24 protein-coding genes are annotated in these 24,156 nt (G+C 72.5%); 13 read left to right on the forward strand and 11 right to left on the reverse strand.

Annotation, left to right across the window (positions count from 1 at the left end):
- Positions 1 to 53 precede the first annotated feature (53 nt).
- Both ACIF83_RS12410 and ACIF83_RS12415 read left to right on the forward strand, forming a co-directional pair.
- A complete protein-coding gene (locus ACIF83_RS12410) occupies positions 54 to 980 on the forward strand; it encodes an LLM class flavin-dependent oxidoreductase (protein ID WP_393473795.1) in 927 nt (308 codons plus the stop codon).
- 84 nt (positions 981 to 1,064) lie between these two features.
- Positions 1,065 to 2,369 carry a glycosyltransferase gene (locus ACIF83_RS12415; protein WP_399726073.1) on the forward strand — a complete coding sequence of 435 codons (1,305 nt, stop codon included), beginning with the start codon at positions 1,065 to 1,067 and terminating at the stop codon, positions 2,367 to 2,369.
- Positions 2,370 to 2,444: 75 nt separating this feature from the next.
- Here ACIF83_RS12415 and ACIF83_RS12420 read toward each other — a convergent pair whose 3' ends face one another.
- Positions 2,445 to 3,548: a nitrous oxide reductase family maturation protein NosD gene (locus ACIF83_RS12420; protein ID WP_399726076.1), complete on the reverse strand. Its 1,104-nt coding sequence runs from the start codon at positions 3,546 to 3,548 to the stop codon at positions 2,445 to 2,447.
- A 286-nt stretch (positions 3,549 to 3,834) separates the two neighbouring features.
- Between ACIF83_RS12420 and ACIF83_RS12425 the strand changes: the two genes are divergently transcribed.
- From ACIF83_RS12425 to ACIF83_RS12460, 8 genes are all read left to right on the forward strand, one after another.
- A complete protein-coding gene (locus ACIF83_RS12425) occupies positions 3,835 to 4,764 on the forward strand; it encodes an SDR family oxidoreductase (protein WP_393473804.1) in 930 nt (309 codons plus the stop codon).
- Positions 4,765 to 4,937: 173 nt separating this feature from the next.
- The gene (locus ACIF83_RS12430; RefSeq protein ID WP_393473807.1) at positions 4,938 to 6,680 is read left to right on the forward strand and encodes a fatty acyl-AMP ligase; all 1,743 of its coding nucleotides are present in this window, start codon (positions 4,938 to 4,940) and stop codon (positions 6,678 to 6,680) included.
- Positions 6,681 to 6,809: 129 nt separating this feature from the next.
- Positions 6,810 to 7,619 carry a BTAD domain-containing putative transcriptional regulator gene (locus ACIF83_RS12435; protein WP_393474110.1) on the forward strand — a complete coding sequence of 270 codons (810 nt, stop codon included), beginning with the start codon at positions 6,810 to 6,812 and terminating at the stop codon, positions 7,617 to 7,619.
- Positions 7,620 to 7,772: 153 nt separating this feature from the next.
- Positions 7,773 to 8,555, forward strand: a complete 783-nt coding sequence (locus ACIF83_RS12440; protein ID WP_393473810.1) for a thioesterase II family protein — start codon at positions 7,773 to 7,775, stop codon at positions 8,553 to 8,555.
- Positions 8,552 to 9,391 (forward strand): BTAD domain-containing putative transcriptional regulator, encoded by an 840-nt coding sequence (locus ACIF83_RS12445; RefSeq protein WP_399726080.1) that lies wholly within the window; start codon positions 8,552 to 8,554, stop codon positions 9,389 to 9,391. Before ACIF83_RS12440 ends, ACIF83_RS12445 begins: the two co-directional genes overlap by 4 nt.
- 140 nt (positions 9,392 to 9,531) lie before the next feature.
- Positions 9,532 to 10,800 carry a beta-ketoacyl-[acyl-carrier-protein] synthase family protein gene (locus tag ACIF83_RS12450; protein WP_393474112.1) on the forward strand — a complete coding sequence of 423 codons (1,269 nt, stop codon included), beginning with the start codon at positions 9,532 to 9,534 and terminating at the stop codon, positions 10,798 to 10,800.
- A 52-nt stretch (positions 10,801 to 10,852) separates the two neighbouring features.
- Entirely contained in the window at positions 10,853 to 12,112 is a 1,260-nt protein-coding gene (locus ACIF83_RS12455; protein ID WP_398140907.1) for a ketosynthase chain-length factor, read from the forward strand.
- 74 nt (positions 12,113 to 12,186) lie between these two features.
- Positions 12,187 to 12,456 (forward strand): acyl carrier protein, encoded by a 270-nt coding sequence (locus ACIF83_RS12460; RefSeq protein WP_393473818.1) that lies wholly within the window; start codon positions 12,187 to 12,189, stop codon positions 12,454 to 12,456.
- Positions 12,457 to 12,524: 68 nt separating this feature from the next.
- On the opposite strand, the gene ACIF83_RS12465 is transcribed toward ACIF83_RS12460, so the two are convergent.
- Positions 12,525 to 12,968 (reverse strand): nuclear transport factor 2 family protein, encoded by a 444-nt coding sequence (locus tag ACIF83_RS12465; protein ID WP_393473821.1) that lies wholly within the window; start codon positions 12,966 to 12,968, stop codon positions 12,525 to 12,527.
- A gap of 222 nt (positions 12,969 to 13,190) precedes the next feature.
- Between ACIF83_RS12465 and ACIF83_RS12470 the strand changes: the two genes are divergently transcribed.
- Genes ACIF83_RS12470 through ACIF83_RS12480 form a run of 3 tightly spaced genes read left to right on the forward strand, consistent with a single transcriptional unit; the run spans position 13,191 to position 16,637 of the window.
- Positions 13,191 to 13,973, forward strand: coding sequence for an SDR family NAD(P)-dependent oxidoreductase (locus tag ACIF83_RS12470; RefSeq protein WP_393473824.1), 783 nt, complete (start codon positions 13,191 to 13,193; stop codon positions 13,971 to 13,973).
- A gap of 53 nt (positions 13,974 to 14,026) precedes the next feature.
- Positions 14,027 to 15,007, forward strand: coding sequence for an aromatase/cyclase (locus ACIF83_RS12475; RefSeq protein ID WP_399726086.1), 981 nt, complete (start codon positions 14,027 to 14,029; stop codon positions 15,005 to 15,007).
- The gene (locus tag ACIF83_RS12480) at positions 15,000 to 16,637 is read left to right on the forward strand and encodes a class I adenylate-forming enzyme family protein (RefSeq protein ID WP_399726089.1); all 1,638 of its coding nucleotides are present in this window, start codon (positions 15,000 to 15,002) and stop codon (positions 16,635 to 16,637) included. The genes ACIF83_RS12475 and ACIF83_RS12480 overlap by 8 nt, the downstream gene beginning before the upstream one ends.
- Before the next feature lie 78 nt (positions 16,638 to 16,715).
- On the opposite strand, the gene ACIF83_RS12485 is transcribed toward ACIF83_RS12480, so the two are convergent.
- The 9 genes from ACIF83_RS12485 to ACIF83_RS12525 form a co-directional block, all read right to left on the reverse strand.
- Positions 16,716 to 17,495, reverse strand: a complete 780-nt coding sequence (locus tag ACIF83_RS12485) for a cyclase family protein (protein WP_399726092.1) — start codon at positions 17,493 to 17,495, stop codon at positions 16,716 to 16,718.
- On the reverse strand, positions 17,492 to 18,733 hold the full coding sequence (locus ACIF83_RS12490) for an FAD-dependent monooxygenase (protein ID WP_399726095.1): 1,242 nt from the start codon (positions 18,731 to 18,733) through the stop codon (positions 17,492 to 17,494). The genes ACIF83_RS12485 and ACIF83_RS12490 overlap by 4 nt, the downstream gene beginning before the upstream one ends.
- A 67-nt stretch (positions 18,734 to 18,800) precedes the next feature.
- Positions 18,801 to 19,586, reverse strand: coding sequence for an SDR family oxidoreductase (locus tag ACIF83_RS12495; RefSeq protein ID WP_393473839.1), 786 nt, complete (start codon positions 19,584 to 19,586; stop codon positions 18,801 to 18,803).
- On the reverse strand, positions 19,583 to 20,335 hold the full coding sequence (locus ACIF83_RS12500) for an SDR family NAD(P)-dependent oxidoreductase (RefSeq protein WP_399726099.1): 753 nt from the start codon (positions 20,333 to 20,335) through the stop codon (positions 19,583 to 19,585). The genes ACIF83_RS12495 and ACIF83_RS12500 overlap by 4 nt, the downstream gene beginning before the upstream one ends.
- Positions 20,332 to 20,628: an antibiotic biosynthesis monooxygenase family protein gene (locus ACIF83_RS12505; protein ID WP_393473845.1), complete on the reverse strand. Its 297-nt coding sequence runs from the start codon at positions 20,626 to 20,628 to the stop codon at positions 20,332 to 20,334. Before ACIF83_RS12505 ends, ACIF83_RS12500 begins: the two co-directional genes overlap by 4 nt.
- A gap of 74 nt (positions 20,629 to 20,702) precedes the next feature.
- Entirely contained in the window at positions 20,703 to 21,650 is a 948-nt protein-coding gene (locus ACIF83_RS12510) for an SRPBCC family protein (protein WP_399726103.1), read from the reverse strand.
- Positions 21,651 to 21,752: 102 nt separating this feature from the next.
- Entirely contained in the window at positions 21,753 to 22,730 is a 978-nt protein-coding gene (locus ACIF83_RS12515) for an aldo/keto reductase (protein ID WP_399726106.1), read from the reverse strand.
- A 46-nt stretch (positions 22,731 to 22,776) separates the two neighbouring features.
- Entirely contained in the window at positions 22,777 to 23,238 is a 462-nt protein-coding gene (locus ACIF83_RS12520) for a cupin domain-containing protein (protein WP_398140899.1), read from the reverse strand.
- Positions 23,235 to 24,155, reverse strand: coding sequence for an amidohydrolase family protein (locus tag ACIF83_RS12525; RefSeq protein WP_399726109.1), 921 nt, complete (start codon positions 24,153 to 24,155; stop codon positions 23,235 to 23,237). The genes ACIF83_RS12520 and ACIF83_RS12525 overlap by 4 nt, the downstream gene beginning before the upstream one ends.
- Position 24,156 lies beyond the last annotated feature (1 nt).

A 24,156-nucleotide genomic window follows, 5' to 3' on the forward strand; every position in this document is an offset into this window, starting at 1 on the left:
CCGCACCGCAGTTGCCGCCCCCCCCTTCCCTGACATGAAAGACGCACGTGCAGATGAGTGAGCCCAAACGAGTGAGCTTCGGCCTCAAGACCACCCCCATGCATGTCGATTACGACGACATCCTGCGGGTGTGGCTCGAGGCGGACGAGATTCCCGAGATCGAGCACGCCTGGCTGTGGGACCACATGCTGCCCCTGGCCGGCCCGAAGGACGGCAAGATCTACGAGGGCTGGACGCTTCTGGCCGCGCTGGCCGCGCAGACGCGGCGCCTGCGGCTCGGACTTCTGGTCACCAGCAACCGCATCCGCCAGCCCGCGGTGCTCGGCAAGATCGCCACCACCGTCGACGTGGTGTCCCGGGGCCGGCTGGTGATGGGCCTCGGCGTGGGTGGGACGCACCAGCCCACGGGCGCCGGCGGCATCGCCGGTGACAACCCGGCCATCGCCGAGTACGAGGCGTACGGGCTCACCCTGGTGCCGCCGCGTGAGGGCATCGAGCGGCTGGAGGAGACCGTCACGATCCTGAAGCGGATGTGGACCGAGAAGGAGTTCGACTTCGAGGGCCGCTACTACACGCTGAAGGGCAACCGCAACGAGCCCAAGCCCGTCCAGCCGTCGGGTCCGCCGCTGCTCATCGGCGGCTGGGGCAACAAGACGCTGCGGCTCGTGGCGGAGCACGCCGACATCTGGAACATCCCCGGCCCGCCGCACAACCAGATCGACTACATCACCGAACGCTCCCGCGTCCTGGACGAGCACTGCGCGGCCATCGGGCGGGACCCGTCGGAGATCAGCAGGTCCGTCCAGGTCGTCATGTCCTACGACAACATCGAGACCTCCCGTCGGCAGGTGCTCGAACTCATCCACGCCGGCCTCGACCACATCGTCCTGAGCCTGCCCCGCGGCTACCCGCAGGGCGTCGCCCAGTGGCTGACGGACGAGATCATCAAGCCGGTACGGGCGGAACTCCCGGACGCATAGCGCCACTTCGTCACTCCGGGCCCGGCCTGCTTCCGCAGGCCGGGCCCTTTTTCCGTAACGGACCGTGTGAAGGGCCAGGCAACCATGACACGCGTACTGTTCACGACCGCCGCGATGGCCGCCCATGTCCGGCCGACCGTGCCCCTGGTGAAGGAACTGGTCAGCGGGGGCCACGAGGTGGCCTGGTACACCGAGCCGGAGTTCGAGGACGTCGTCACGGGCACCGGAGCCCGCTTCGTCCCGGCCCGGGCCGGGGTGGACACCAAGGAACTGCTGCTCCGTACGGGGGGACGGGGGCGCGGCTTCTCGGGGCTCAACAGGATGGTGCTGGAGCTGTTCCTGAAGCCCATTCCGGCCCATGCGAGGGATCTCGCGCCCGTCTTCGACTCCTTCCGTCCCGATGTGGTGGTCTCGGACCACAGTTTCCGCGCCGGGCTGCTGGTGGCGGAGCAGCGGGGCATCCCCCGGGTGGCGTTCTCGGCGGGCCCGCTGAACCTGTCCAGCGTGGACACCGCCCCGTTCGGGCTGGGCTGGCAGCCGTCGTCGTCCGCGCCGGGGCGGCTGCGCAACCGCTTCACGGCCTGGCTGATGTACGGCATCGCCTACCGGGAGCGCCAGCGGGTGCTGGGCCGGGTGCGGGCGGACATGGGGCTGCCGTCCCTCGGCGGGTACAGCATCGACTGGGTCGCGCGCTCCTGCGACCGCTATCTGCAGACGGGTGTGCCCGAGTTCGAGTACCCCCGCAGCGACCTGCCCGCCTCGGTGGAGTTCATCGGCCCGACGCAGCCGGAGGAGGACGGGGCCGCTCCCCGGCCCGAGTGGTGGCCGCAGGTCCTGGAGGCCCGCGCGGCCGGCCGCCCGGTGGTCTTCGTCACCCAGGGCACGATCGCGACCGGTCTGTCCCGGCTCGTGCTGCCCACCATCGAGGCGCTGGCCGAGGAGGACGTCCTGGTGGTGGCCACGACGAGCGGCCGGGATCCCGACACGGTGCTGCCCGCCGAGCGCCGGCCCGCCCATGTGCTCCTCGCGCCCTTCGTCCCGTACGGCGCCATGCTGCCGCTGGCCGACGTCCTGGTCACCAACGGCGGCTACGGCGGCGTCCAGCACGCCCTGACGCACGGTGTGCCGCTCGTGGTGTCCGGGACGAGCGAGGACCGTATGGAGACCAACGCCCGTGTGGTGTGGGCCGGGGTGGGCATCTCCCTCAAGACCGACACCCCGTCGTCGGCCCGACTGCGGCGCGCGGTCCGTACGGTCCTGCGCGACCCGTCGTACCGGTCCCGTGCCCGGGCCCTGCAGAGCGCCCATGCGTCGATGACCGGGACCGGCCGGGCGACGGCCGCCATCGTGGCGGCGGCGGCCCGGCGCCCCCTGACCGCCGAAGCCTGACGGCCGGGACCGCACGGCGGAGGCCGGCACCGGAAGATCCGGTGCCGGCCTCACTCCGGGGTACGGAGTCGGACGTCAGGAGGCGGAGCACAGACCGCTGGGCGACGACGTACCGCACGCGTTGTGCGAGAAGGTGATCCCGCTGCCGGCGCCGTCCCACACGAGGTCGGCCGGCCCGTTGCCGCGCAGCGCGTTCGACGTGACGCTGATGTTGCCCTCCTCGGTCGGGTCCGCCGGGTCGAAGGTGTGGCTGGTGACCACGACGATGCCGCCGGACATCGGGTCGGGGCCGGCGTTGTCCGAGATGGCGTTCTGCTGGACGGTGGCCCGGGTCGCGCCGACCAGGATCACGCCGGACCCCTGCACGGCCTGCGGGAAGCCGTACTGGCCGGGGCAGTTGGAGTTGTTGGAGGTGAACGCGTTGTTCGCGACGTTGAGCAGTTCGCCGCCGGGGACCCGGTAGCTGTCGGAGAAGGAGAAGAAGCCCGAGCAGCTTCCGGTCACCACGTTGCGGGTCACGTCGACACCGGAGCTGTCGTACGACGAGATGCCGTACGCGGAGCGGGTCACCTTGTTGCTCGTGACGACGGTGTGCGAGGCCGGGATGTTGTAGTTGCCGACGTAGACGGCCGCGCGCGCCACGTCGCTGATGACGTTCGCGCTGATCGTGCTGTTCTTCGAGACGGTGTCGGTCACGCCGTACGAACCGCTGTTGAGAATGGTGTTGCCGTCGGCCTTGGTGCCGTCGGTCGCGGACAGCGAGATGCCGACCCGGAAGCCGTCGATCCGCACCCCGGTCACCCGGCCGCCGGTGACGAAGCTCGTGGCGTGCGAGGTGGGCCCGTCGGTGCCGTCCACCGTGCCGCGGAAGCAGACGGCGGCCTTGTGCGAACCGCAGTGGTTGGTGGGGAAGGTGGCGGGCGGCGTCAGGACCGTGCCGTCGGTGCCCGATCCCGCGCCCTTGATCGTGATGTTGTCCTTCTCGACCTGCACGCTCTCCTGGTAGGTGCCGGCGGCCAGCTGGATCGTGTCGCCGGGCTGGGCGGCGTCCACGGCCGCCTGGATGCTCTGTCCGGGGCTGACGGTCCATACGGTCGCCGCGTGCGCCGTGCCCGCGGTCGCCACCGTTCCGGCGGCGACCACCATGGCCGCGGCCACGGACAACAACGTCTTTTTCATGGATGCTCCTCGGAGAAGATGACGTCGACTGCGCGCACTCGCCTCCGGGCGGGAGGGGGCGCGGGTCGGATCCAGCCACCACGGGTGGCGGTCGGCCACCGACGATACGGCGACCGACGCCTGACAACATCAGCACAAAGGCGTACCCCAACTCCTGCTGTTAGTCGGTCAGTTCGGTCCGTACGGACTCCAACGCGGGTCCATCCCGGCGCGAGCGTGAACCCTTTGAATCCGTGCTGCTCCGGGCGCCCGAGGCCCGGCCGCGCGAACAGAATGGGGTGAGGGTGTGCGAGTCGTGGTGATCGGCGCCGGCGGACTGCTCGGCACCGCGTTCCGCCGGGTCGCCGGCGAACTTCCGGACGTCGAGGTCGTGTTGCCCGGCAGGCGGGAACTCGACGTGACCGACCGGCTCTCGGTCGAGAAGTACCTGATCAGCAACGGCCCGGACGGCGTCGTGAACGCCGCCGCGCTGCTCCCTGCGGACCTGTGCGAGACCCATCCGCGGGCCGCCTACGAGATCCATGCGCTCGGCGCCCGCTGGGTGAGCCGGGCCTGCGACCGGATCGGGGCGGTCTCGGCCTACATCAGCACCGACTTCGTCTTCGACGGGACGAGCCCGGACGGCTACGCACCCGACTCCCCGACCAGCCCGGTGCTCACGTACGGGGTCACGAAGCGGGCGGGCGAGGTCGAGGCCTGTCTGGGCACGGCACGGCATCTCGTGCTGCGTACGGCGGGTCTGTTCGGGCCGCCGCCGACCGGCTCCCGGGCCCGCCCGTGCTTCGTGGACCGGATCCTCGCCCAGGCCGACGCGGGCAGGCCGGTCGGGGTCGTCGACTCGGTGGTGATGTCCCCCACCTACACCGTCGATCTGGCCCGCATGACATTCGCGATGCTGCTCGACGAGGCCGCTCCGGGCGTCTACCACGCCGTCAACCGGGGTGCCGCCTCCTGGTACGACGTGGCGGCGACGGCGGTGCGGCTGTCGGGCCGGCAGGTCACCGTGGCACGCCAGCGGGAGCAGACGCACGTGGCGGCCGGCCGGCCGGCTCGCACCCCGCTGACCGGGGCGCTCCCGGGCCGTGCCGCCGCACACCAGCGCCCGTGGCAGGAAGCCCTCGCCGAGTACGTCGGGGAGCGATGGCCCGCACCCGGCGGCCGGCCCCCGCACCCCGCCGCGGAACCGTCGGCCACCCGACCGCACGCCCGGACCTGACCGGTCCGCCGCGTCGGCCGACCGTACGGTCGGCCCGTGCCGCCGTACGGTCGGCCCGTCCTCGAGGCGGATCCGAGCGCGTTCTCACCGGTGCACCAGTGGCGTTCGAGACGCGTTCGAGGGCAGGGGCGAAGACTCCAGTCGTTTCCCGAATCCGAGCGAAGGGGACTCGAGTGGCCGACTACCGGAGCTTCGCGGAACTGATGTGGGAGCGCGTGGACCTGCTCGGCGACCGGACCGCATACCTCAATCTGCCGGTGGACGGCGGCACGGCGGACCCGGAGCCGGTGACCTACCGGATGCTCGACCGCGCCGCCCGCTCCGTCGCGGCCGGCCTGCAGAACCTGCCGGGGCGCCCCGCCCGCGTCCTGGTGGCGCAGAGCCGTGCCCGGCACGTCGCCGAGAGCCTCCTGGCGTGCTGGTACGCCGGGGCGGTGGCGATCCCGGTGCCGCCGGGCGGCGGGCGGCACCATACGGAACGGCTGCAGAAGATCCTCAAGGACGCCCGCGTCGACGCCGTCCTGTCCGACCGTTCCGGTGCCTCGGAGCTGTCACGGCAACTCGCCTGGGTGGGCCAGGAGCGGGTCCCGTGCCTGGCGGTGGACGGCGCCGCGCCGGCCGACCCGGACGACTGGCGGCGGCCCGGCCCCGCCACCGCCGAGGCGGCGCTGATCCAGTACACCTCGGGCACCTCGGGGGAACCGAAGGGCGTGCTGGTCTCCCACCGGAATCTGCTGGCCAACCAGCGGGCGATCAGCGAGGCGTTCGGCACGCACGAGGGGACGGTGGTCGGCGGCTGGCTCCCCCTCCACCACGACATGGGGCTCATCGGGCAGTTGCTGCATCCGCTGTGGCTCGGCACGCGCGGTGTCGTGATGGCGCCCTGGGTGTTCGCCCACGAGCCGGTGCGCTGGCTGCGGATGATCGGCGAGCACGGGGTGACCGCCACCGCCGCGCCGGGCTTCGCCTACGACCTGTGCGTACGGCGGGTGCCGGCGGAGCGGATCGGCGAACTCGACCTCTCCGGCCTGGAGACGGCCGTCGTCGGTGCCGAACCGGTGCGGGCCGGGACCCTGCGGGCCTTCACCGAGCGGTTCGCCCCGGCGGGCCTGCGCCGCGGCACCCTGCGCCCCGCCTACGGGCTCGCGGAGGGGACGCTGCTGGTCACCGCCACCGAGCGCGCGCCCGAGGTCCGCGAGCGCGTGGTCGACGCCACGGCGATCGAGGAAGGACGACTCGAACCCGCGGACCACGACGGCCGGCGGCGCACCCTGGTGAGCTGCGGACCTCCGGTCGGCGCGCGGCTGCGGATCGTGGACCCGGAGACCCGCGCGGTACTGCCGGACGGGCGGATCGGCGAGATCTGGGTCCGCGGCGACGGCGTGGCGACCGGCTACTGGGGGCGGCCGCTGGACACCCGAGGTGTCTTCGACGCGCGTACCGGCGACGGCGAGAGCGGCTTTCTGCGGACCGGGGACCTCGGCGTGCTGGACGGGGGCGAACTGTTCGTCACCGGGCGGCTGAAGGACGTGATGTTCATGGAGGGGCGGCATCTGCACCCGCACGACCTCGAACAGTCCGTGCAGAGCGCGAGCCCCCTGTGCGGGGCCGCCACGGTGTTCAGCGTGGCGGCGGACCACGAACACGTCGTCGTGATCCAGGAGGTGGCCCTGGGGCACGGCGCCGACCAGGACCTCGGCCGGCTCGGCGAGACCCTGCGGGACCGGCTCGCCGGCGACTTCTCGGTGACCTCCTCCAGCATCGTGCTGGTACGTCCGGGCACCATCCGCCGGACCACCAGCGGCAAGGTGCGGCGCTCGCGGATGCGGCAGCTGTTCCTGAGCGGCGCACTGGATCCGCTGCACATGGACCTCGCCGCGGAGGTGCGGGATCTGCTCTGCGTCTGCCACCCGTGACCTGGGAAGACAGCGCAAGGTTGAACACATGAATATCTCACTGTCCGGTTCGATCACCCGCTGCGAGACTGTGCGCGTCGCTTCGCCCCTGCCAAGCACGAGTCGCCGAGGGAGACGCCCACCGTGGACATGGAGATCGGTTTGCTCGGTCCGATGTCGGCCACCGTTGACGGACGATCCATGTTGCCCAGTGCCAGCAAACCCCGTCAGGTCCTCGCCCTGTTGTCCCTGCACCCTCGCCGCGTGGTGCAGACGGAGGTCCTGATCGAGGAGCTGTGGGGAGCCGCGCCTCCGCGCAGCGTGCTGACGACGCTCCAGACGTACGTGCTGCAGCTGCGCCGGGGGCTCTCGGAGGTCCTTCCGCTCGACGGACCTCCGGCCAAGGACGTGCTGGTGACCTCACGGGGCGGATACCTGCTGACGATCGACCACGCGGACACGGAAGTGGGCCGGTTCGACGACCTCTTCACCCGCGGCCAGCGGGCCTTCCGGGCGGGCGACCACGTCGCCGCGTCCCGGCTGCTGCGCCAGGCGCTGGATCTGTGGCGCGGCCCTGTCGTGGCGGACGCCCGGCACGGCCGCACTCTCGAGATCGAGTCGGCGCGCCTGGAGGCGGACCGCCTCAGCGCCCGGGAACTGCGGATCTCCGCCGAGCTGCGGCTCGGCGGCCACCTCGCGCTGCTCGGTGAGCTGACGGCGCTGGCCGGGACGTATCCCCTGCACGAACGCCTGCACGGTCAGCTGATGCTGGCGCTGCACCGCGCGGGGCGCACCGCGGACGCCCTGCAGGCGTTCCACCGGCTGCGCCGCACCCTCATCGAGGAGCTGGGCCTGGAGCCGACCCGGCACATCCGGCAGCTGCACCAGGCGCTGCTCTCCCCGGACCCGGCACCCATCGCCAGGGGCGGCGTGCTGGAGGAGGCCGTGCTCATCGGCTGACCAGCGGCACCCGCACCACCGGACCTGAGGGCTCCAGCAGGCGTCGAGTCCCCGTCCAGCCCCCGCGGTGACCGTTTGACCCCACGCCGATCCGTACCCGGGTCACGGACGGATCGGGCATCGGATCATCGGATTCCCGGTCGGGGGCCTGTCATGAATCCCACTGTCCTCGCCCCATCCCCTCCCGGTTCCCCGGTCCGCCTGCTGTGCTTCCACCATGCGGGCGGCGGAGCTTCCGCCTTCGCCTCCTGGCCGCGGGCCCTGGGCCCCCGCTGGCAGCCGCTGGGGGTACGGCTGCCGGGCCGGGAGACCCGGCTGCACGAGGCTCGCATCACCCGGCACGAGGCGCTGCTGGACCGGTTGGACGACGACCTCGGGCCGCTGCTCGATGCGCCCTACCTGCTCTACGGGCACAGCCTGGGCGGACTGGTGGCGTACGCGTTCGCCGGGCGGCAGGCCCGGCGGGGGCGACCCCCGCTGGCTGTGCTGGTCGGCGCCTGTCCTCCCCCGCACGTGGTGCCGGCGCTCGCGCTGACGGGGGACACGGACGACCGCCGACTGCTGGCCGAACTGAGCCGGCTGGGCGGCCTGCCCGCGGAGGTGCTGAGCCGCGCCGGGCTGCTGCGCCGGACGCTGGACGTGATCCGCGACGACCTGCGGCTGGCCAAGAGCCTGCGCACGGCGTGCCACGACCGGCTGGCCGTACCCCTGTTCGCCTTCGCCGGCGACCGGGACCCCGTGGCCGGGCCGGCCACCATGCTCGGCTGGGCCCGGTACACCACCGGCCCGTTCCACTGCCATGAGGTGCCGGCGGGTCACTTCTTCCACACCGACCCGGACTTCCTCGCACTCCTCCGCACTCACCTCGCGCGGCTGCCCACCGGCTCCCCGCGCACGTTCCCGGAATCATCCACGGACCACAGGGAGGCGCAATGACGGACATCAGTGTGCTCGGATCGCTGACGGTGACCCACGCGGGCCGCTCGATCGTGCCCACCGCGGCCAAGCCCCGCAAAGTGCTCGCTCTCCTCGCGCTCCGCCCGGACCAGACGGTGTCGGTGTCGGCCTTTCTCGAGGAGCTGTGGGAACAGCGCCCGCCGCGCAGCGCCCTGACGACGCTGCAGACGTACATCCTGCGGCTGCGGCACCTCATCGACGAGGCGGAGCACGGGCGGGCGGGCGCCGGCGCCGGCTCGCGTCCGCCGTCCAGAGAGGTTCTGGCCACCTGGGGCAACGGCTACCTGCTGGGCACCCACGGCGGCCGTATCGACATCCAGGAGTTCGAGCAGTTCGCGTCGGCCGGACACCGGTCGATGGCCGCGGCCGACCACCGCGCGGCCAGTGGCTACTTCCGGCGCGCCCTCGCGCTGTGGCGGGACGAGGCGTTGGTGGACGTGCAGGCGGGGCCGCTGCTCAGCACGGCGATACGGCATCTGGAGGAGCAGCGGCTGAGTGTGCTGAGCCGGCGGGTCGAGGCGGACCTCAAGCTCGGCAGGCACCACGAGCTGCTGAGCGACCTGGCCAGCCTGTGCGCCCAGTACCCGCTGCACGAGGGGTTCCAGGCCCAGTACATGCTGGCCCTGTGCCGGGCGGGCCGCCGCAGCGACGCCCTGCAGACCTTCCAGCGGCTGCGCAGCCGTATCCGCGAGGAGCTGGCGATGGATCCGTCCCCGGCCCTGCACCGGTTGCAGCAGGCGATTCTCAACGGCGACGCCGGGCTCGACCTTCCCGAACACCCGGTGCAGGAGTCGGCCCTGCGCATCGCGGGCTGACCGGCCCGGTCAGTCGGTATTCGAGCACCCGTCGAGACCCGGTTGTCACCTTCGGTCCGCAAGGACGCGCCGTACCGGAGACCGGACGACGCAGGTGCTGACAGAGAGAGCTGACACAGAGAGAGAAGGTCATGGCAGAAATGAGGCGGCGGGTCGTCGTCACGGGCATCGGGGTGGTCGCTCCCGGCGGAGTCGGCACCAAGAACTTCTGGTCGCTGATCACCGAGGGCCGTACCGCCACGCGCACGGTGACCCTGTTCGACGCATCGGCCTTCCGTTCCCGGGTGGCCGCCGAGGTGGACTTCGACCCGGTCGTGCAGGGCCTGACCCCGCAGGAGGTCAGGCGGCTGGACCGGGCGGCGCAGTTCGCTCTGGTCAGCGCCCGTGAGGCGGTCGCCGACAGCGGGCTCGCCGACGCCCTCGACCCCACGCGCACCGGTGTCTCCATCGGCAGCGCCGTCGGCTGCACGATGAGCCTGGACGCGGAGTACGGCGTGGTCAGCAACGGCGGCCGGGACTGGCTGGTCGACCACAACTACGCGGTCCCGCACCTGTACGAGTACCTGGTGCCCAGCTCCCTCGCGGCCGAGGTGGCCAAGGACTTCGGGACCCGGGGCCCGGCCGCGGTGATCTCCACCGGCTGCACCTCGGGGCTCGACTCGCTGGGGCATGCCGTGGAGCTGATCCGGGAGGGCGCGGCGGACGTGATGATCGCGGGTGCGGCGGAGGCCCCCATCTCCCCGATCACCCTGGCCTGTTTCGACGCGATCAAGGCGACGACCCCGCGCAACGACGACCCCGAGCACGCGTCGCGGCCGTTCGACCGCACGCGCAACGGCTTCGTCCTGGGCGAGGGTGCCGCGGTCCTGATCCTGGAGGAGCTGGAGCACGCCAGGCGCCGTGGCGCCACGGCCTACGCGGAGATCTCGGGGTACGCCTCGCGCTGCAACGCGTACCACATGACGGGGTTGCGCCCCGACGGCAAGGAGATGGCCGAGGCCATCCGGGTGGCCCTGGACGAGGCGCGGCTTCCGGGCGGCGCGGTGGACTACATCAACGCGCACGGCTCGGGCACCAAGCAGAACGACCGGCACGAGACGGCGGCCTTCAAGCGCAGTCTCGGCGAACACGCCCGCCGCACCCCCATCAGTTCGATCAAGTCGATGATCGGTCACTCCCTCGGTGCCATCGGCTCCCTGGAGGTGGCCGCCAGCGCCCTGGCCGTCGCCGGTGACGTCATCCCGCCCACCGCCAACCTCCACGAGCCGGATCCGGAGTGCGACCTGGACTACACGCCCCTGACGGCACGGGAGGGGCGGTACGACACCGTGCTCAGCGTCGGCAGCGGCTTCGGCGGGTTCCAGAGCGCCATGGTGCTCACCCGTCCCCGGCTGATGGCGGCCGCCTGATGCGGACGTCCGGTCAGTGCCCCGAGGGTTTCCCGGAGAGAGGCGGAACGACATGACGAGGCCGACCAGCACCGCGGAGCGGCTCCCCGCCGGTGCCCCGGTCCCCACCGGCGCCGCGGTGGTCACCGGCATCGGCGTGGCCGCGCCGAACGGGTTCGGGCGCGAGGCCTGGTGGGCGGCCACGCTCCGGGGCGACAACGGCATCGCGCGCATCAGCCGCTTCGACCCGTCCCGGTATCCCGTGCAACTGGCGGGCGAGGTACCCGGATTCGAGCCGACCGAGCACATCCCGAACCGGCTGCTGCCGCAGACGGACCACATGACCCGGCTGGCCCTGGCCGCCGCCGCGGAGGCGGCCGGGGAGTCCGGTCTCGACCCCGAGACGCTGCCCGAGTACGCGGTCGGGGTGGTCACGGCCAGCTCCGCGGGCGGATTCGAGTTCGGGCAGCGGGAGCTGCAGGCCCTGTGGAGCAAGGGCGGTGCGCACGTGAGCGCGTACCAGTCCTTCGCCTGGTTCTACGCGGTGAACACGGGCCAGATCTCGATCCGCCACGGGCTGCGGGGGCCCAGCGGCGTGGTCGTCACCGACCAGGCCGGCGGGCTGGACGCCGTCGCGCAGGCCCGCCGGCACCTGCGCAAGGGTGTCCAGGCGGTCGTCACCGGCGGCGTGGACGGTTCGCTGTGTCCCTGGGGCTGGGCCGCGCACCTGGCGGGCGGCCGGATGAGCCGTGTGACGGACCCGCAGCGGGCCTACCGGCCGTTCCATCCCGACGCGAGCGGCGAGATCGTCGGTGAGGGTGGCGCCATCCTCGTACTCGAGGACGAGGCGTCGGCCCGCGCCCGGGGCGCCCGCGTCTACGGTGAAGTGGCGGGCTGCGCGGCCACGTTCGACCCGGACGGCGGTGCTCCCGGGCTGCTGCGCGCGGCCCGGACGGCTCTGCAGCAGGCGGGTCTCGAACCCTCGGACGTGGACGTCGTGTTCGCCGACGCGGCAGGGCTGCCCGACGCCGACCGCGCGGAGGCCGAGGCCCTCACCGAGCTGTTCGGGGCGCGCGGGGTGGCCGTGACCGCGCCGAAGACCATGACCGGCCGACTGCAGGCCGGCGGTGCGGCGCTCGATCTCGCCGCCGCCCTGATGTCGGTGCGGGACTCCGTCGTCCCGCCCACCGTCCATGTGGGGGCCGGATCGCACGACCCGCGGCTCGACCTCGTCTGTGACACCCCTCGCCCCGGCCCGATCCGTGCCGCGCTGGTCCTCGCCCGCGGTCACGGCGGGTTCAACGCGGCCACGGTCGTCCGCGCACCGCACTGACCTGACCTGACCTGCCCCGCACACCTTCCCGGATCCGTCAGCCGTGGATCCGTCAGCCGAAGAAAGGAAATCCCATGTCCGCCTCGTCCTCCTTCTCCCGTTCCGACCTCACCCGGCTCCTGCGCGAGAGCGCCGGGGAGGAGGAGCCGGGGCTCCTGGACGGCGACGTCCTCGACGTCTCCTTCTCCGACCTCGGTTACGACTCGGTCGCCGTGCTCCAGCTGATCGGCCTGATCGAGCGTGAGCGCGGCATCCAGCTCGCCGACGAGACCGTCTCCGAGGCGCAGACGCCCCGCGCGCTCCTGGAGGTCGTGAACACCGTGCAGGGGCAGGCGGCGGCCTGACCCACACGTGCCGAAGGCCCACCCTCCGTCAGGAGGGTGGGCCTTCGGCACTTACCCGGCCGGTGCCGTCAGACGAGGTCGTCCCGCGTGACCCCGCGATGGCTGACCAGCCAGCCCTGCGGACCCCGTTCGAGCTCGTCCTCGCACAGGGTGCTCAGCCGCAGGGCCGCCTGGCCGCCCCGCGGGATCTCGAAGACCAGCGCGTAGCAGCGCGCCCGTACCCGCGTGCCGTCCTGGCCGTCCACCGCGACCATGCCGAGCCAGTGGCGGCGCCGGATGCCGCCGGCGGCCAGCTGCTCGTGCGCCGCGCGGGCGGCCGCCGCTATGGCCTCGCGGCCCCTGGTGGGCTCGGGGTGCGCGTTGGCGGCGAAGACCCCCTGGGGCGCGAAGGTGGCGGCCCACTCGTCGACCCGGCCGTCGTCGAGCAGCTGCATCTGCCGGGCGTAGAACTGCTGGATCTCGTGGTAGGTGTCGGCGCCGACACCGGTCGGGGGCTGTTCCGTCACTGTCATGGGGCGTCCCTTCGCTCGGGTCCACGGGGCCGCGGTCGGCACGGCACCGCCCGCCACGCTCGGCGACCCGGCTCGCGACGGTGTCCAGGGCCGGTGGGGCAGCGCGCCCGGGATCGATCCCCTCTCCAGGTGTTTGCGAGCCGGTTCGGTGAACCTCCCCGACGACGCTCAACCGCGCCCGGGGACACCGGGCGTCAGCCGGACCGACAAGCGGAGGACAGCGTGAGCGAGCAGCGAAAAGTGGCTCTGGTGACCGGCGGCACCAGCGGAATCGGACTCGCCGTGGCCCGGCACCTCGGCGGGTCGGGCTTCCGGGTGTTCCTGTGCGCGCGCAGCGCCGACGACGTGGCGCGCACCGTCAAGACACTGACCGACGAGGGCCTCGAAGTGGACGGCACCACCGCCGACGTGCGCCGCCCGGACGAGGTGCGGGCCCTGGTGTCGGCCGCCACCGCCCGCTTCGGTCCGGTGGACGTCCTCGTCAACAACGCCGGGCGCAGTGGCGGCGGCGTCACCGCGGACATCAGCGACGAGCTCTGGTACGACGTGATCGACACCAATCTCCACAGCGTCTTCCTGATGACGCGGGAGACGCTGCGGCAGGCCGACCTCACCGGGCGCGGCTGGGGGCGGATCATCAACATCGCCTCCACCGGCGGCAAGCAGGGTGTCGTGCTGGGTGCCCCCTACTCGGCCTCCAAGCACGCCGTGGTCGGCTTCACCAAGGCCCTCGGGCTGGAGCTGGCGAAGACGGGCGTCACCGTGAACGCGGTCTGCCCCGGCTACGTCGAGACGCCGATGGCCCAGCGGGTGCGGGAGGGATACGCGGCCGCCTACGACACCACGACGGACGAGATCCTCGAACGCTTCCAGAGCAAGATCCCGCTCGGCCGGTACTCCACGCCTCAGGAGGTGGCCGGCATGGTCGGCTACCTGGTCTCCGACAGCGCGGCCTCGATCACCGCGCAGGCCATCAACGTCTGCGGCGGCCTGGGCAACTACTGATCCCGCAGCCCGTGCACCCGTCCCGCACCGCACCGACCTTCCGGAGGACACAGATGGCCCAGACCGACCAGCGGCAGCTCGCGGCCACGGCCGAGCCCGCCGTGCACCACACCTCGCACACCGTCGACGTGCAGGCACCGCCCGAGGCGGTCTACGCGATCGTCTCCGACGTCGCGCAATGGCCGCTGCGCTTCGCCCCCAACGTGCATGTCGAGCACCTGGAGCGGACCGCCACGACCGAGCGCATCCAGATCTGGGCCACCGCCAACGGCGAGGTCCGCACCTGGATCTCACGCCGTGAACTCGACCCTGCGGCACGGCGAGTGACCTTCCGTCAGGAGGTGTCCTCGCCTCCGGTCGCGTACATGCAGGGCGAGTGGATCATCACGCCCGCGGCGGACGGCACCTCGCACCTGGAGCTGACCCACGACTTCCGGGCCGTGGACGACGACCCCGCCGGCGTCGAGTGGATCACCCGGGCCACCGACCGCAACAGCGCCGCCGAGCTGGATGCCGTCCGGGCGCTGGCCGAGCAGTACGCCCGGCTGGGCGAGCTGGAGCTGACGTTCGAGGACACGGTGCGCGTCGACGGCTCGGCCGACGACGTCTTCGACTTCCTCTACCAGGCGCAGGAATGGCCCTCCCGGCTGCCGCACGTGGACCGCCTGGAACTGCAGGAGGACACGACCGGCATCCAGGTGATGAGCATGGACACCCGGACCGCGGACGGTTCGGTGCACACCACGCGTTCCATCCGTGTCGCGCTCGGCCGGGAGCGGATCCTGTACAAGCAGACGGAGACCCCCGCCCTGATGACGGCCCACACCGGTGAGTGGTCCCTGGCGGCGGACGGTGACGGGGTCCTGGTGACCTCCCGGCACAGCGTGACGATCAGGGCCGAGGCCGTCGCGAAGGTCCTCGGTGAGCGTGCGACGGTGGCGGACGCCCGGGCGTTCGTGCAGAAGGCCCTGAGCACGAACAGCACGACCACGCTGCGGCACGCCAAGGCGTACGCCGAGGCACGCCGTGGCTGAGCCGTCGCCGGAGCTGCCCACGACCGCGGGGTTCGTGGCCCTGGACGACTCCCGGCTCCCGGAAACCCTGGACGGACTGCTCTCCCGGGCCGCCGCCGCGCGGCCCGGGCACCCGGCCGTCGTCGCCCCGGACCGGGTCGCGACCTTCGCCGAACTGGACGAGTCGGCGAGCGCGCTGGCCGGCGTGCTGCGCACGGTGCTTCCGGGGCGTGGCCAGGTGGTGGCGGTCGCCGCCCTGCTCGACCCGGACTTCACCGTGGCGTACTTCGGGGTGGCGCGCAGCGGACATGTGGCCGCCGTGGTCAACCCGCTGCTGCGCGAGGACGACCTGGTCCACGTGCTCGGCCTGTCGGGTGCGCGTGCGGCCTTCGTCGACAGCGGCCTGTACGCACGCCTGGCCGCGGTCCGGGACCGTCTTCCCGAGCTGGAGCACGTCTTCCTGCTCGGTCCGGCCGGCGCTCCCGCCCCCGCACCACGGCTGGCGGAGCTGCTCGTCGCGGCCTCGCCGGATCCGGCGGGGCCGCCGGCCGCCCCGGGCCCCGACGACGTGGTCTGCCTCCATTTCACCAGCGGTACGACCGGGCGCCCGAAGGCGGTCCGGCTGACCCACCGCAATCTCGTGGTGAACGCCCATCAGATCGCGGTGGCGCACGCGCTGGACGGCGACTCGGTGACGGTCAATCACCTGCCCACCTACCACCCCATGCACCAGAACTCGGCCCTGCACGCGCTGGCGACACAGGTGCTGTGCACCGAGCCCGACCCGGCGGCGCCGGTGCTCGCGGCCAACCGGCACCGCGCCACGCACCTGTACAGCCTGCCGTTCCGGCTGGCGCTCCTGGCCCGGCACGAGCGCCTGCCGGACCTGCGGCTCGACACGGTCGCCCACATCGCGTCCGGCGGTTCCGCGCTGTCCCCGGATTCCGCGTCCCGGCTGTCCGAGCACTTCGGTGTCTCGGTCTTCCAGGGATACGGGCTGGCCGAGACGTCCCCGCTCACCCACTGCGACGATCCGCGCCGGCCGGTGCCGGGCTCCGTGGGCCGCCCCGTCCGGGGGACGGAGTGCAGGGTGGTGGACGTGGAGACCCGGCAGGTCCTGCCGGGCGGCGAGACCGGCGAGGTCCAGGTGCGGGGGCCGCAGGTGATGCGCGGCTACCTCGGCGCCCCGGAGACGGGCGGGGTGGAGCCGGACGGCTGGTTCTCCACCGGGGACGTGGGCCGCATCGAGCCGGACGGCCGGCTGTTCCTCGTCGACCGGCTCAAGGACGTGTTCAAGTACCACAACTGGCTCGTCTCACCGTCGGAGACGGAACGCGCGCTGCGCCGGCACCCGCTGGTCGCCGACTGTGTCGTCTTCGACCACCCCGAGGGCGACGCCGGCGCGGTGGCGCACGCCCTGGTGGTGTTCCGCACCGGTGCCGGGACGGAGGGGTCCGGCGCACTGGCCGAGGTGTGCCGGCTGGCGAACTCCCGGCTCCCGTATTTCCAGCAGGTGCGGTACGCCGAGGCGGTGCCGTCGATTCCCCGCTCCCCCAACGGCAAGGTGCGGCGCCGGGAGTTGCGCGACCGGCACCTCGACGGGTCGGGCGAGGCCCTGGTGGTGCAGGGCGCGGCGGCCGTCCCTGAGTGAGCCCTCCCGATACGACCACGGGCTTCGGCCTCCCCGAGCGGGGAGGCCGAAGCCCGTGGTCGTATCGGGGGCGAGGGGTCAGTCGGACAGCAGCGCGACCGCCCGCGCCCAGCCCGCGCCCGCGCCCTTGATCTTGACCGGCAGGGCGCTGACGGTGAAGCCGTACGGCTGCGGCAGCTCCCCCAGGCCGGACAGCCGCTCGATCTGGCAGAACTCCCTGCGGCGACCCGCCATGTGGGCGGGCCAGAGCACGTCCCGGTCGCCGGTGCGCCGGTAGGCGTCGACGACGTGGGTGAAGGGGGCGTCCAGGCTGAAGGCGTCCGTTCCGATCACCCGCACCCCGAGATCGAGCAGATGGTCGGTGGCCGATCCGTCGAGGCCGACGAAGTCGGTGAAGTACTCCATCGTGCCGGCCCGTCGGTCGGCGCCGGTGTGCAGCAGGACGATGTCCAGGGGCTGCGGCCGGTAGTCGATCCGCGCGAGTTCCTTGGCGATGACGTCGGCGTCCACCGTGCCGGCCGGGCGGCCGGTGAGGTCCAGGACGACGCCGGGCCGGTGGAACCAGTCCAGGGGCAGTTCGTCGATGTTCCGGGGGCGGCCGCTGCCGTAGGTCGTGCGGGAACCGTAGTGCGAGGGGGCGTCGACGTGGGTGCCCGTGTGGGCCGACAGTTCCAGGAAGTCGTTGTTGAGGAACTCGCCGTCCGGGAAGTCGTCCTGGGAGATCCGCATGCCGAAGTGTTCGTGCATCTCGGACGCGCAGTGCCGGGCCCCCTCGGCGGGCGACATCACACGGTGCCGGACCGTGTCGGGCTCCCAGCCCGCCGCGTCGATGGGGGACGAGAGATCGACGATCCTCACGCTGCCTGGCTCCCTGTCTGCTCGGTGAAGAGGTCCGCGCGCACGCGCACGGGGGTGCGCCCGAAGGCGATCTGCTGAAGGACTTTCCGGTAGACCGGCGTGTGGGCGAGGAGACGGGCCACGAGCGGCCGGATGCGGTCGCTCAGCCCGCCGTGGGTGAGCATCGCCGCGCTCTGCCTGGCCTGCAGGGAGAACACCGCGTCGATGTCCGGGCGGCGGGCCGTCTCGTACGCCGCCAGGCGCTCTTGCCCGGCGTCCTTGTCGTGCCACGAGGCGATGAGCACGGGATGCAGCACGGCCGCGTCCTGCAGGGCGAGGTTGATGCCCTGGGCGCCGATCGGGCCGTGGGTGTGGGCGGCGTCTCCGATCAGCACGAGGCCGTCGGTCACCCAGCTGTCGGCGCTGCCGGCGAACACGTCCAGCAGGCTCAGGTCGCCGGGACCGGTGAGGGTGGCCCGGATCCGGTCGGCGTAGATCGGCACCGCCTCCTCGATCCTGCGGACCAGGGCGGGGAACCCCTCGGCCGACAGCTCCTTGTATCCGCCGTGCGGCAGGGTCCAGCCGATCTGGATGCTGTCGGGGTAGGAGTCGTAGATGAGGACGGGGTTCCCCGCGGACCGGTAGACCCTGATGTCGTGCGCGGTGCGGCCGTCCGACGGCACCTTGAACCACAGGACGTCGTGCTTGAACGCGTCGACGCGGGTGTAGCCGAGTCCGGCGAGCCTGCGCACCTTGGAGTAGCGCCCGTCCGCGCCCACGGTGACGTGCGCGTCGATCCTCAGGCGCTGCTCGCCGCGTCCCACGACGGCCCCGGCGACCCGGCCGCCCTCCTGGTGCAGTTCGGTGACGGACTGGCCCTCGAGATAGCTGAAGTCCGGGTGCTCCCGGCAGGCGGTGAGCAGTTCCTCCAGCAGGTGCAGCTGGGGCATGCTCAGCAGGAAGTCGTGCGGTGCGGGCAGCTGGCGGTAGTCGATGTCCATCAACACCCGTTCGTGCTCGACCAGTTGGAAGCGGCGCAGCGGGTAGCCGCCGCGCCGCCGGGCCCGGTCGAGCACCCCGAGCTGCTCCAGGAGCAGCATGCCGCCGGGCTGGAGGATCTCGCCGCGGAACTCCCGCTCGAAGGACCGGGTCCGTTCGACGACGGTGACCCGGGCTCCCGAGCGCAACAGCAGCAGGGCCAGGGCCAGCCCGCCGGGGCCGCCGCCCACGACGCAGAAGTCGGTTTCCATGTGTTCCATCGGTGCTCCTAGCGGGACTTGCGGGCGAAGAGGGCAAGAGGGAGGAGCGGGGACGGGGCGGGGGTGCTCAGGCCAGCAGGCCGAGCCCGCCGTCCACCGTGATCACCTGTCCGTGCAGCCAGGCCGCCTGGTCCGTGGCCAGGAGCGTGATGAACTCGGCCACGTCCTGCGGGGTGGTCAGCCGCCCGGCCGGGGTGCGCCGGCCGAGGAACTCGGCGATGCTCCGGTTCGCCGTGAGTTCGCCCTTGTCCAGCAGAGCGGTGGCCACCGCGTTGACGGCGATGCCCTGCCCGGCCAGTTCCACGGCGAGATAGCGCACCAGGTTCTCCAGGGCGGCCTTGGCGACACCGACGTTCAGATAGCCGGGTATCACCGAGTGCGCCCCGTTGCTGGAGACGACGACGATGCGCCCCGGCCGTCCCGCCATCAGCTCGGCGAGCCTGGGACCGCCCGTCAGCAGGGGGTTCAGCGCGAGGTCGAGCTCGGAGCGGAAGGCGTCCAGGTCGGGGCCGACGGCCGTGTTGTGCCGGAAGGTGGCGGCGTTGTGCACGAAGACGTCCAGGCCGCCCCGTTCCGCCGCCACCTTCTCCAGCAGGCCCTGGAACTCGGCTCCGTCCCGTACGTCGGCGCGGACCGCCACCGCCGTGCCCTTCAGCCCGGCCAGTTCCTCGACGGTGCGCCGGGCGCTCTCCTCGTCGCGGTGGTAGTTCAGGTACACGTCGCAGCCGGCCGCGCACAGCTGGGCTGCGATGGCACGGCCCAGACCGCGGGCGGCCCCGGTGACCAGGGCCACCCTGCCGTCGAGCCCGAGCCGCGCCGGTTCGCCGCGGACCGTGTCGTCGTAGGTGGTCATGGCTTCGCCTCCATGAGGGGGGACGGGTGGAGCGCCGGATCCTGCGGGCCGGCCTCCCCGGTGACGATGACGGGCTCGCCGCGCAGCTCCGCGTCGGCGCCGGTGAGCCGGAGCACGGCGTCGGCCACGCGTTCGGGGGTGGTCGGGGGGATCGGCGAGGGCGGATGCCCGACGCCTGGCCGGGCGATCGGGCCGGGCGCGACACAGCGCACGCCGATGCCCTCGGCGGCGAGTTCGGCCGACAGCCCCAGGGCCAGGCCGTTCACCCCCGCCTTGGCCGCGCACAGGTGGACCGCCATCGGCCGCCCGCGCAGTCCGGCCACCGAGGAGACCAGCACCACGCGGCCGGCCGGCGCTGCCCGCAGCAGCTTCAGCCAGGCCCGTACGAGCAGGAAGCTCCCGGTGACATCGGTCTCCAGGACCCGGCGGAACTCCTCGGGCGACAGGTCACCGGCGGGGACGGGACGCCCCTGGTATCCGGTGACGAGGTTGACCACGGCGTCCAGCCGGTCCAGCCCCGCCGCCTCGGCCCGGCGCACGGCGCGGTCCAGCGACGCCGGGTCGGTGACGTCGGCTTCCAGGGACAGCACGGGAACGCCGTGTTCGGCTTCGAGCCGGGCCGCCGGCGCATTCAGCCGGTCGGCCGAGCGGCCCAGCAGGACGAGTCCCGTCCCCTGGGCCGCGGCGGCCTCCGCCAGGGCGGTGCCCACGAGGCCGGTCGCACCGGCGATGAGCAGCCGGCGGCTCACTGGGCCGGAGCGCCTTCGAGCACCACGGTGTACAGGTCGGGGTCGGGAACGGCGACGGCCGCGAGTTCCTTGATGTGCTCGGCGAACTCGGGGCTCGCCAGGACCCGCTGATGGTCGGCCTGCGACTCCCAGAGCGCAACGTTGACGTAGACGTCGGGGCGGCTCAGCGAGCGGTGCAGCTTGAAGCCGATGAAACCCTTCTGGGAGCGCATGAAGTCGGCGCTCTGTGCCCAGATCCGCTCGAACTCGTCGAAGTCGCCGTTGACGGTGAACTTGTTGATCAGGGTGACCATGGTCGTTCCTTTCGGCGTGGTGTGCGGTCGGAAGGTGCGGTGGTCCGGCCCCGGTGCGGGGCCGGGCCGGTCGCTCACGCGGCGACGGTGCTCCGAGCGGCCAGCCGCTGGAGGCGGTCGCGGGCGTCCGCCGCGAGACAGGAGCGCAGCCGCTCGGCCACCCGGTCGTGGCCCGGCAGGCCGTGCCGCGCCGCGGACAGCAGCGCCCTGCGGTGGACGCCGGCCTGCGGTCCGCCGGCGGAGCCGGTGCCGGGGTTCACCGTCCACTCGTCGACGAGGGCGAGCAGGGCGGCGGGCGGCCTGAGCCGCTTGGTGACGACACGGCCGCCGGGCAGGCCGAGGCAGACCGTCAGCCGGAAACCCCGCCGCCCGGGCTCGGCGGCCAGGAAGGCGTCGGGGGCCAGCGGAACCCGCAGGGTGTCCGAGGTCGCCGGCAGCGTGTCGAGGTTCGCGAGGACGTCGTGGGGGGCGGCGGTGCCCCCGTGAACGCCCACGGCAGCGCTGAGGTCGGCCACGGAGCGGTCGATGCCGTACGGCAGGTGCGCCGCGGCCCGCAGGCCCGCGAGCTGGGAGTCGGTGGCGCCTTCGACCATGGGCCGGACCCAGGGGTGCCGGTCCGTGCCGCCGTCGGCCTCCACCTCGTGGGTCAGCGTCACCTCGCAGGTGTCCGTGCCCGGCACCGCGCGGAACTCCCAGGTGCCGCCCATGGACAGCAGCGGCGGCTGCGGCGCCTCCTGGCGGAAGGCGATGGTGGGCACACCGGTCCGCCCGAAAGTGCGCCGGGCCGTCCAGCTGCGCAGGACTCCGGGAGCGGCGGTGTCGCGGCCGGTCGAGGCGGCTGCCGCGAAGGCCGCGTCGACGTCCACGGCCCACAGCCGCAGCCGGTCCGCGTCGTCGGACCGCGCCAGCACCTCGACGTGCACGATGTTCTCGAACAGCAGCGGCCACCACCGGACGTCCGCCACCAGTTCCCGCACCTGGGCGGCGGGCGCGCGCACGGCGGTGGTGTGTGTGACCTTCATGGCAGCATTCCTTTCGGGCCGTGGTAGGCGAGCGCGGGAGGCCGTCCGCGCGGATGACGGACGGCCTCCGGCACACCGGGGAGCGGGAAGGAACAAGCCGCGTCAGACGTCGATCGTCCTGAGCAGCGGTGCCGGGTAGCGCTCGCCCCGGGCGGCGGGGATCGCCTCGGCGAGCCCCTGGACCTCGTCCGGGGTCAACTCGACGCCCAGGGAGGCCGCGTTCTGCTCCAGGTAGGTACGGCGCTTGGTGCCCGGGATCGGAATGACGTCCTCGCCCCGGGCGAGGAGCCAGGCGAGCGCGAGCTGCGCCGGGGTGACGCCCTTGTTCTCGGCCAGTTCGTACAGGACCGGGAGCAGCGTCATGTTCTTGTAGAGGTTGTCCCCCTGCAGCCGGGGGTCGTTGCGCCGGAAGTCCGCCATGGCCAGCCGGTCCATGGTCAGGTCACCGCTCAGGAACCCGCTGCCCAGGGGCCGGTAGGCGACCAGGGACACGGCCAGTTCGCGGAGCGTGGGCAGGATCTCCCGCTCGACGTGACGCTCCCAGAGCGAGTACTCCGTCTGCACCGCGGCGATCGGATGGACCGCGTGGGCCCGGCGCACCGTGGCGGCGGAGGCCTCGCACAGGCCGATCTGCCCGACCTTGCCCGCCGCCACCAGCTCGGCGAGCGCCCCGATCGACTCCTCCACGGGTACGTCGGGATCGACGCGGGCGAGGTAGTACAGATCGATGCGGTCGGTGCCGAGCCGGGTCAGCGACGCGTCGATCCGTGTCTTGATGAAATCCGGCCGGCCGTTGACGCGCGGGGGGCCGCCGGGGACGGCCACCATGCCGGTCTTGGAGGCGATGACCGCCTCGTCCCGCCGGCCGGCCAGTGCCTTGCCCACGGTCTTCTCGCTCGCCCCGTCGGGGCCGTAGAAGTCCGCGGTGTCGACGAGGGTCACGCCCAGGTCGAGGGCGCGCCGTACCGTGGCCACCGCCTCGGCCTCGTCGGCCGGTCCGTACGAACCGCCCATGCCCATGGTGCCCAGGCCGAGTGCGGACACCTTCGGTCCGCCGCCGCCCAGTTGCCGGTCGTCCATGGAGCCTCCTCTCCAGTTGCTGCTCGTGCGGGACCAGTACGGGCCGTCAGGCCGGTTCCTGGTCGTAGCGGTCGAAGATCTCCTTGAGCACCTCAGGGGTGGCCTGTCCGGGCGGGACGGCGTCGATCTCCCGGAAGTGGTTCTCGTATCCGGCCGGGTTGATGACGCTGAGGAGCGTGCCCGGCTCGTCGCCGATGTTCCTGAAGGCGTGCGGCACACCGCGCGGGGCGTAGCAGAACGCGCCGGGTCCTGCCTCGATCAGCTCGTCGCCGGTCAGCACCTCGAAGCGCCCGCTGACCACGTAGAACGCCTCGGTGTGGGTGCGGTGCAGGTGGGGCGGGGCGTTGCCGCCCGGCGGGAAGACGGCCTCGATCATGGCGAGGGAGCCGTCCGTGTCGTCGCCGCTCAGCTTCATCGAGAAGCTGTTGCCGAAGATGTTCATCTGCTCGCCGATCCCCGGCGGCAGCAGGACGTACTTCCGGCCGGTGGCGGAGTGGAAGCCGGTCACTTGATCCGGCCAGGGAACAGCGCCTGGGCGTTGGCGAAGTTGATGCCGTCACGCTGCTCGGACGTCATGTCGTGCGTGTCGAGGAAGCCGTTGTAGTAGGGGATCTCCTCCTCGGCGAACGGCCAGTCGCTGCCGTACAGGACGTGCCCGGGCTTGGCGAACGCGAGCAGGCTGGGCAGGCTGGAGGGGCTGGCCGTGAGGGCCGTGTCGAAGTAGAAGGAGCGCATCTGCTCCACGACGTCGGCCGTGCTGAGGTCGCCCCAGGTGGCGGGCGCGGTGGCCATGCGGTGGGCGGCGAACGGCACGAAGCCGCCGCCGTGGGACAGGATGATGCGCACGTTCGGGTACTTCATCGTGCGTCCGGTACGCACCAGGTCGATCGCCGTGCGCACCGTGTCCAGGAGGTAGTCCGCGACGTACGAGGGGATGCCCGGTGCCGGGGTGCCGCCGACGCCGGTGGGGTGCGTGAACAGGACGGCGTTGCGCCGGTTCAGCTCCTCGAAGACGGGCTCGAACTCGGGGTCGCCCAGGTAGCGTCCGTGCACGTTGGTCGGCAGCAGGACGCCGTCGGCCCCGAACTCGTCGTAGGCGACGCGGATCTCCTCGAGGGCGGCGTCCACGTTCGGCAGGGGCAGGGTGGCGAAGAAGCCGAACCGGTCCGGGTAGTCCTTCGCCATCTCGGCCGTGAACTCGTTGACCTCGCGCGCCTTGGGGGCGAGGTCCTCGGCGTCCAGCCGGAGCCCGATCGGTGCCGTCGAGACGATCGCCGTCCGGATGCCGTGGTCGTCCAGCATCCGGACGGTGCGGGGCACGCTCCACGGCACGGGCCGCGCCTTGTACAGGCCCTTCTCGATCAGCCAGTTCCGGTAGGCGGGCGGCAGCACGTGGTGGTGGGTGTCGACGCGGCCTTCAGCCATC

The sequence above is a fragment of the Streptomyces sp. NPDC085866 genome, assembly GCF_044541035.1.
In the GTDB taxonomy this organism is placed as follows: domain Bacteria; phylum Actinomycetota; class Actinomycetes; order Streptomycetales; family Streptomycetaceae; genus Streptomyces.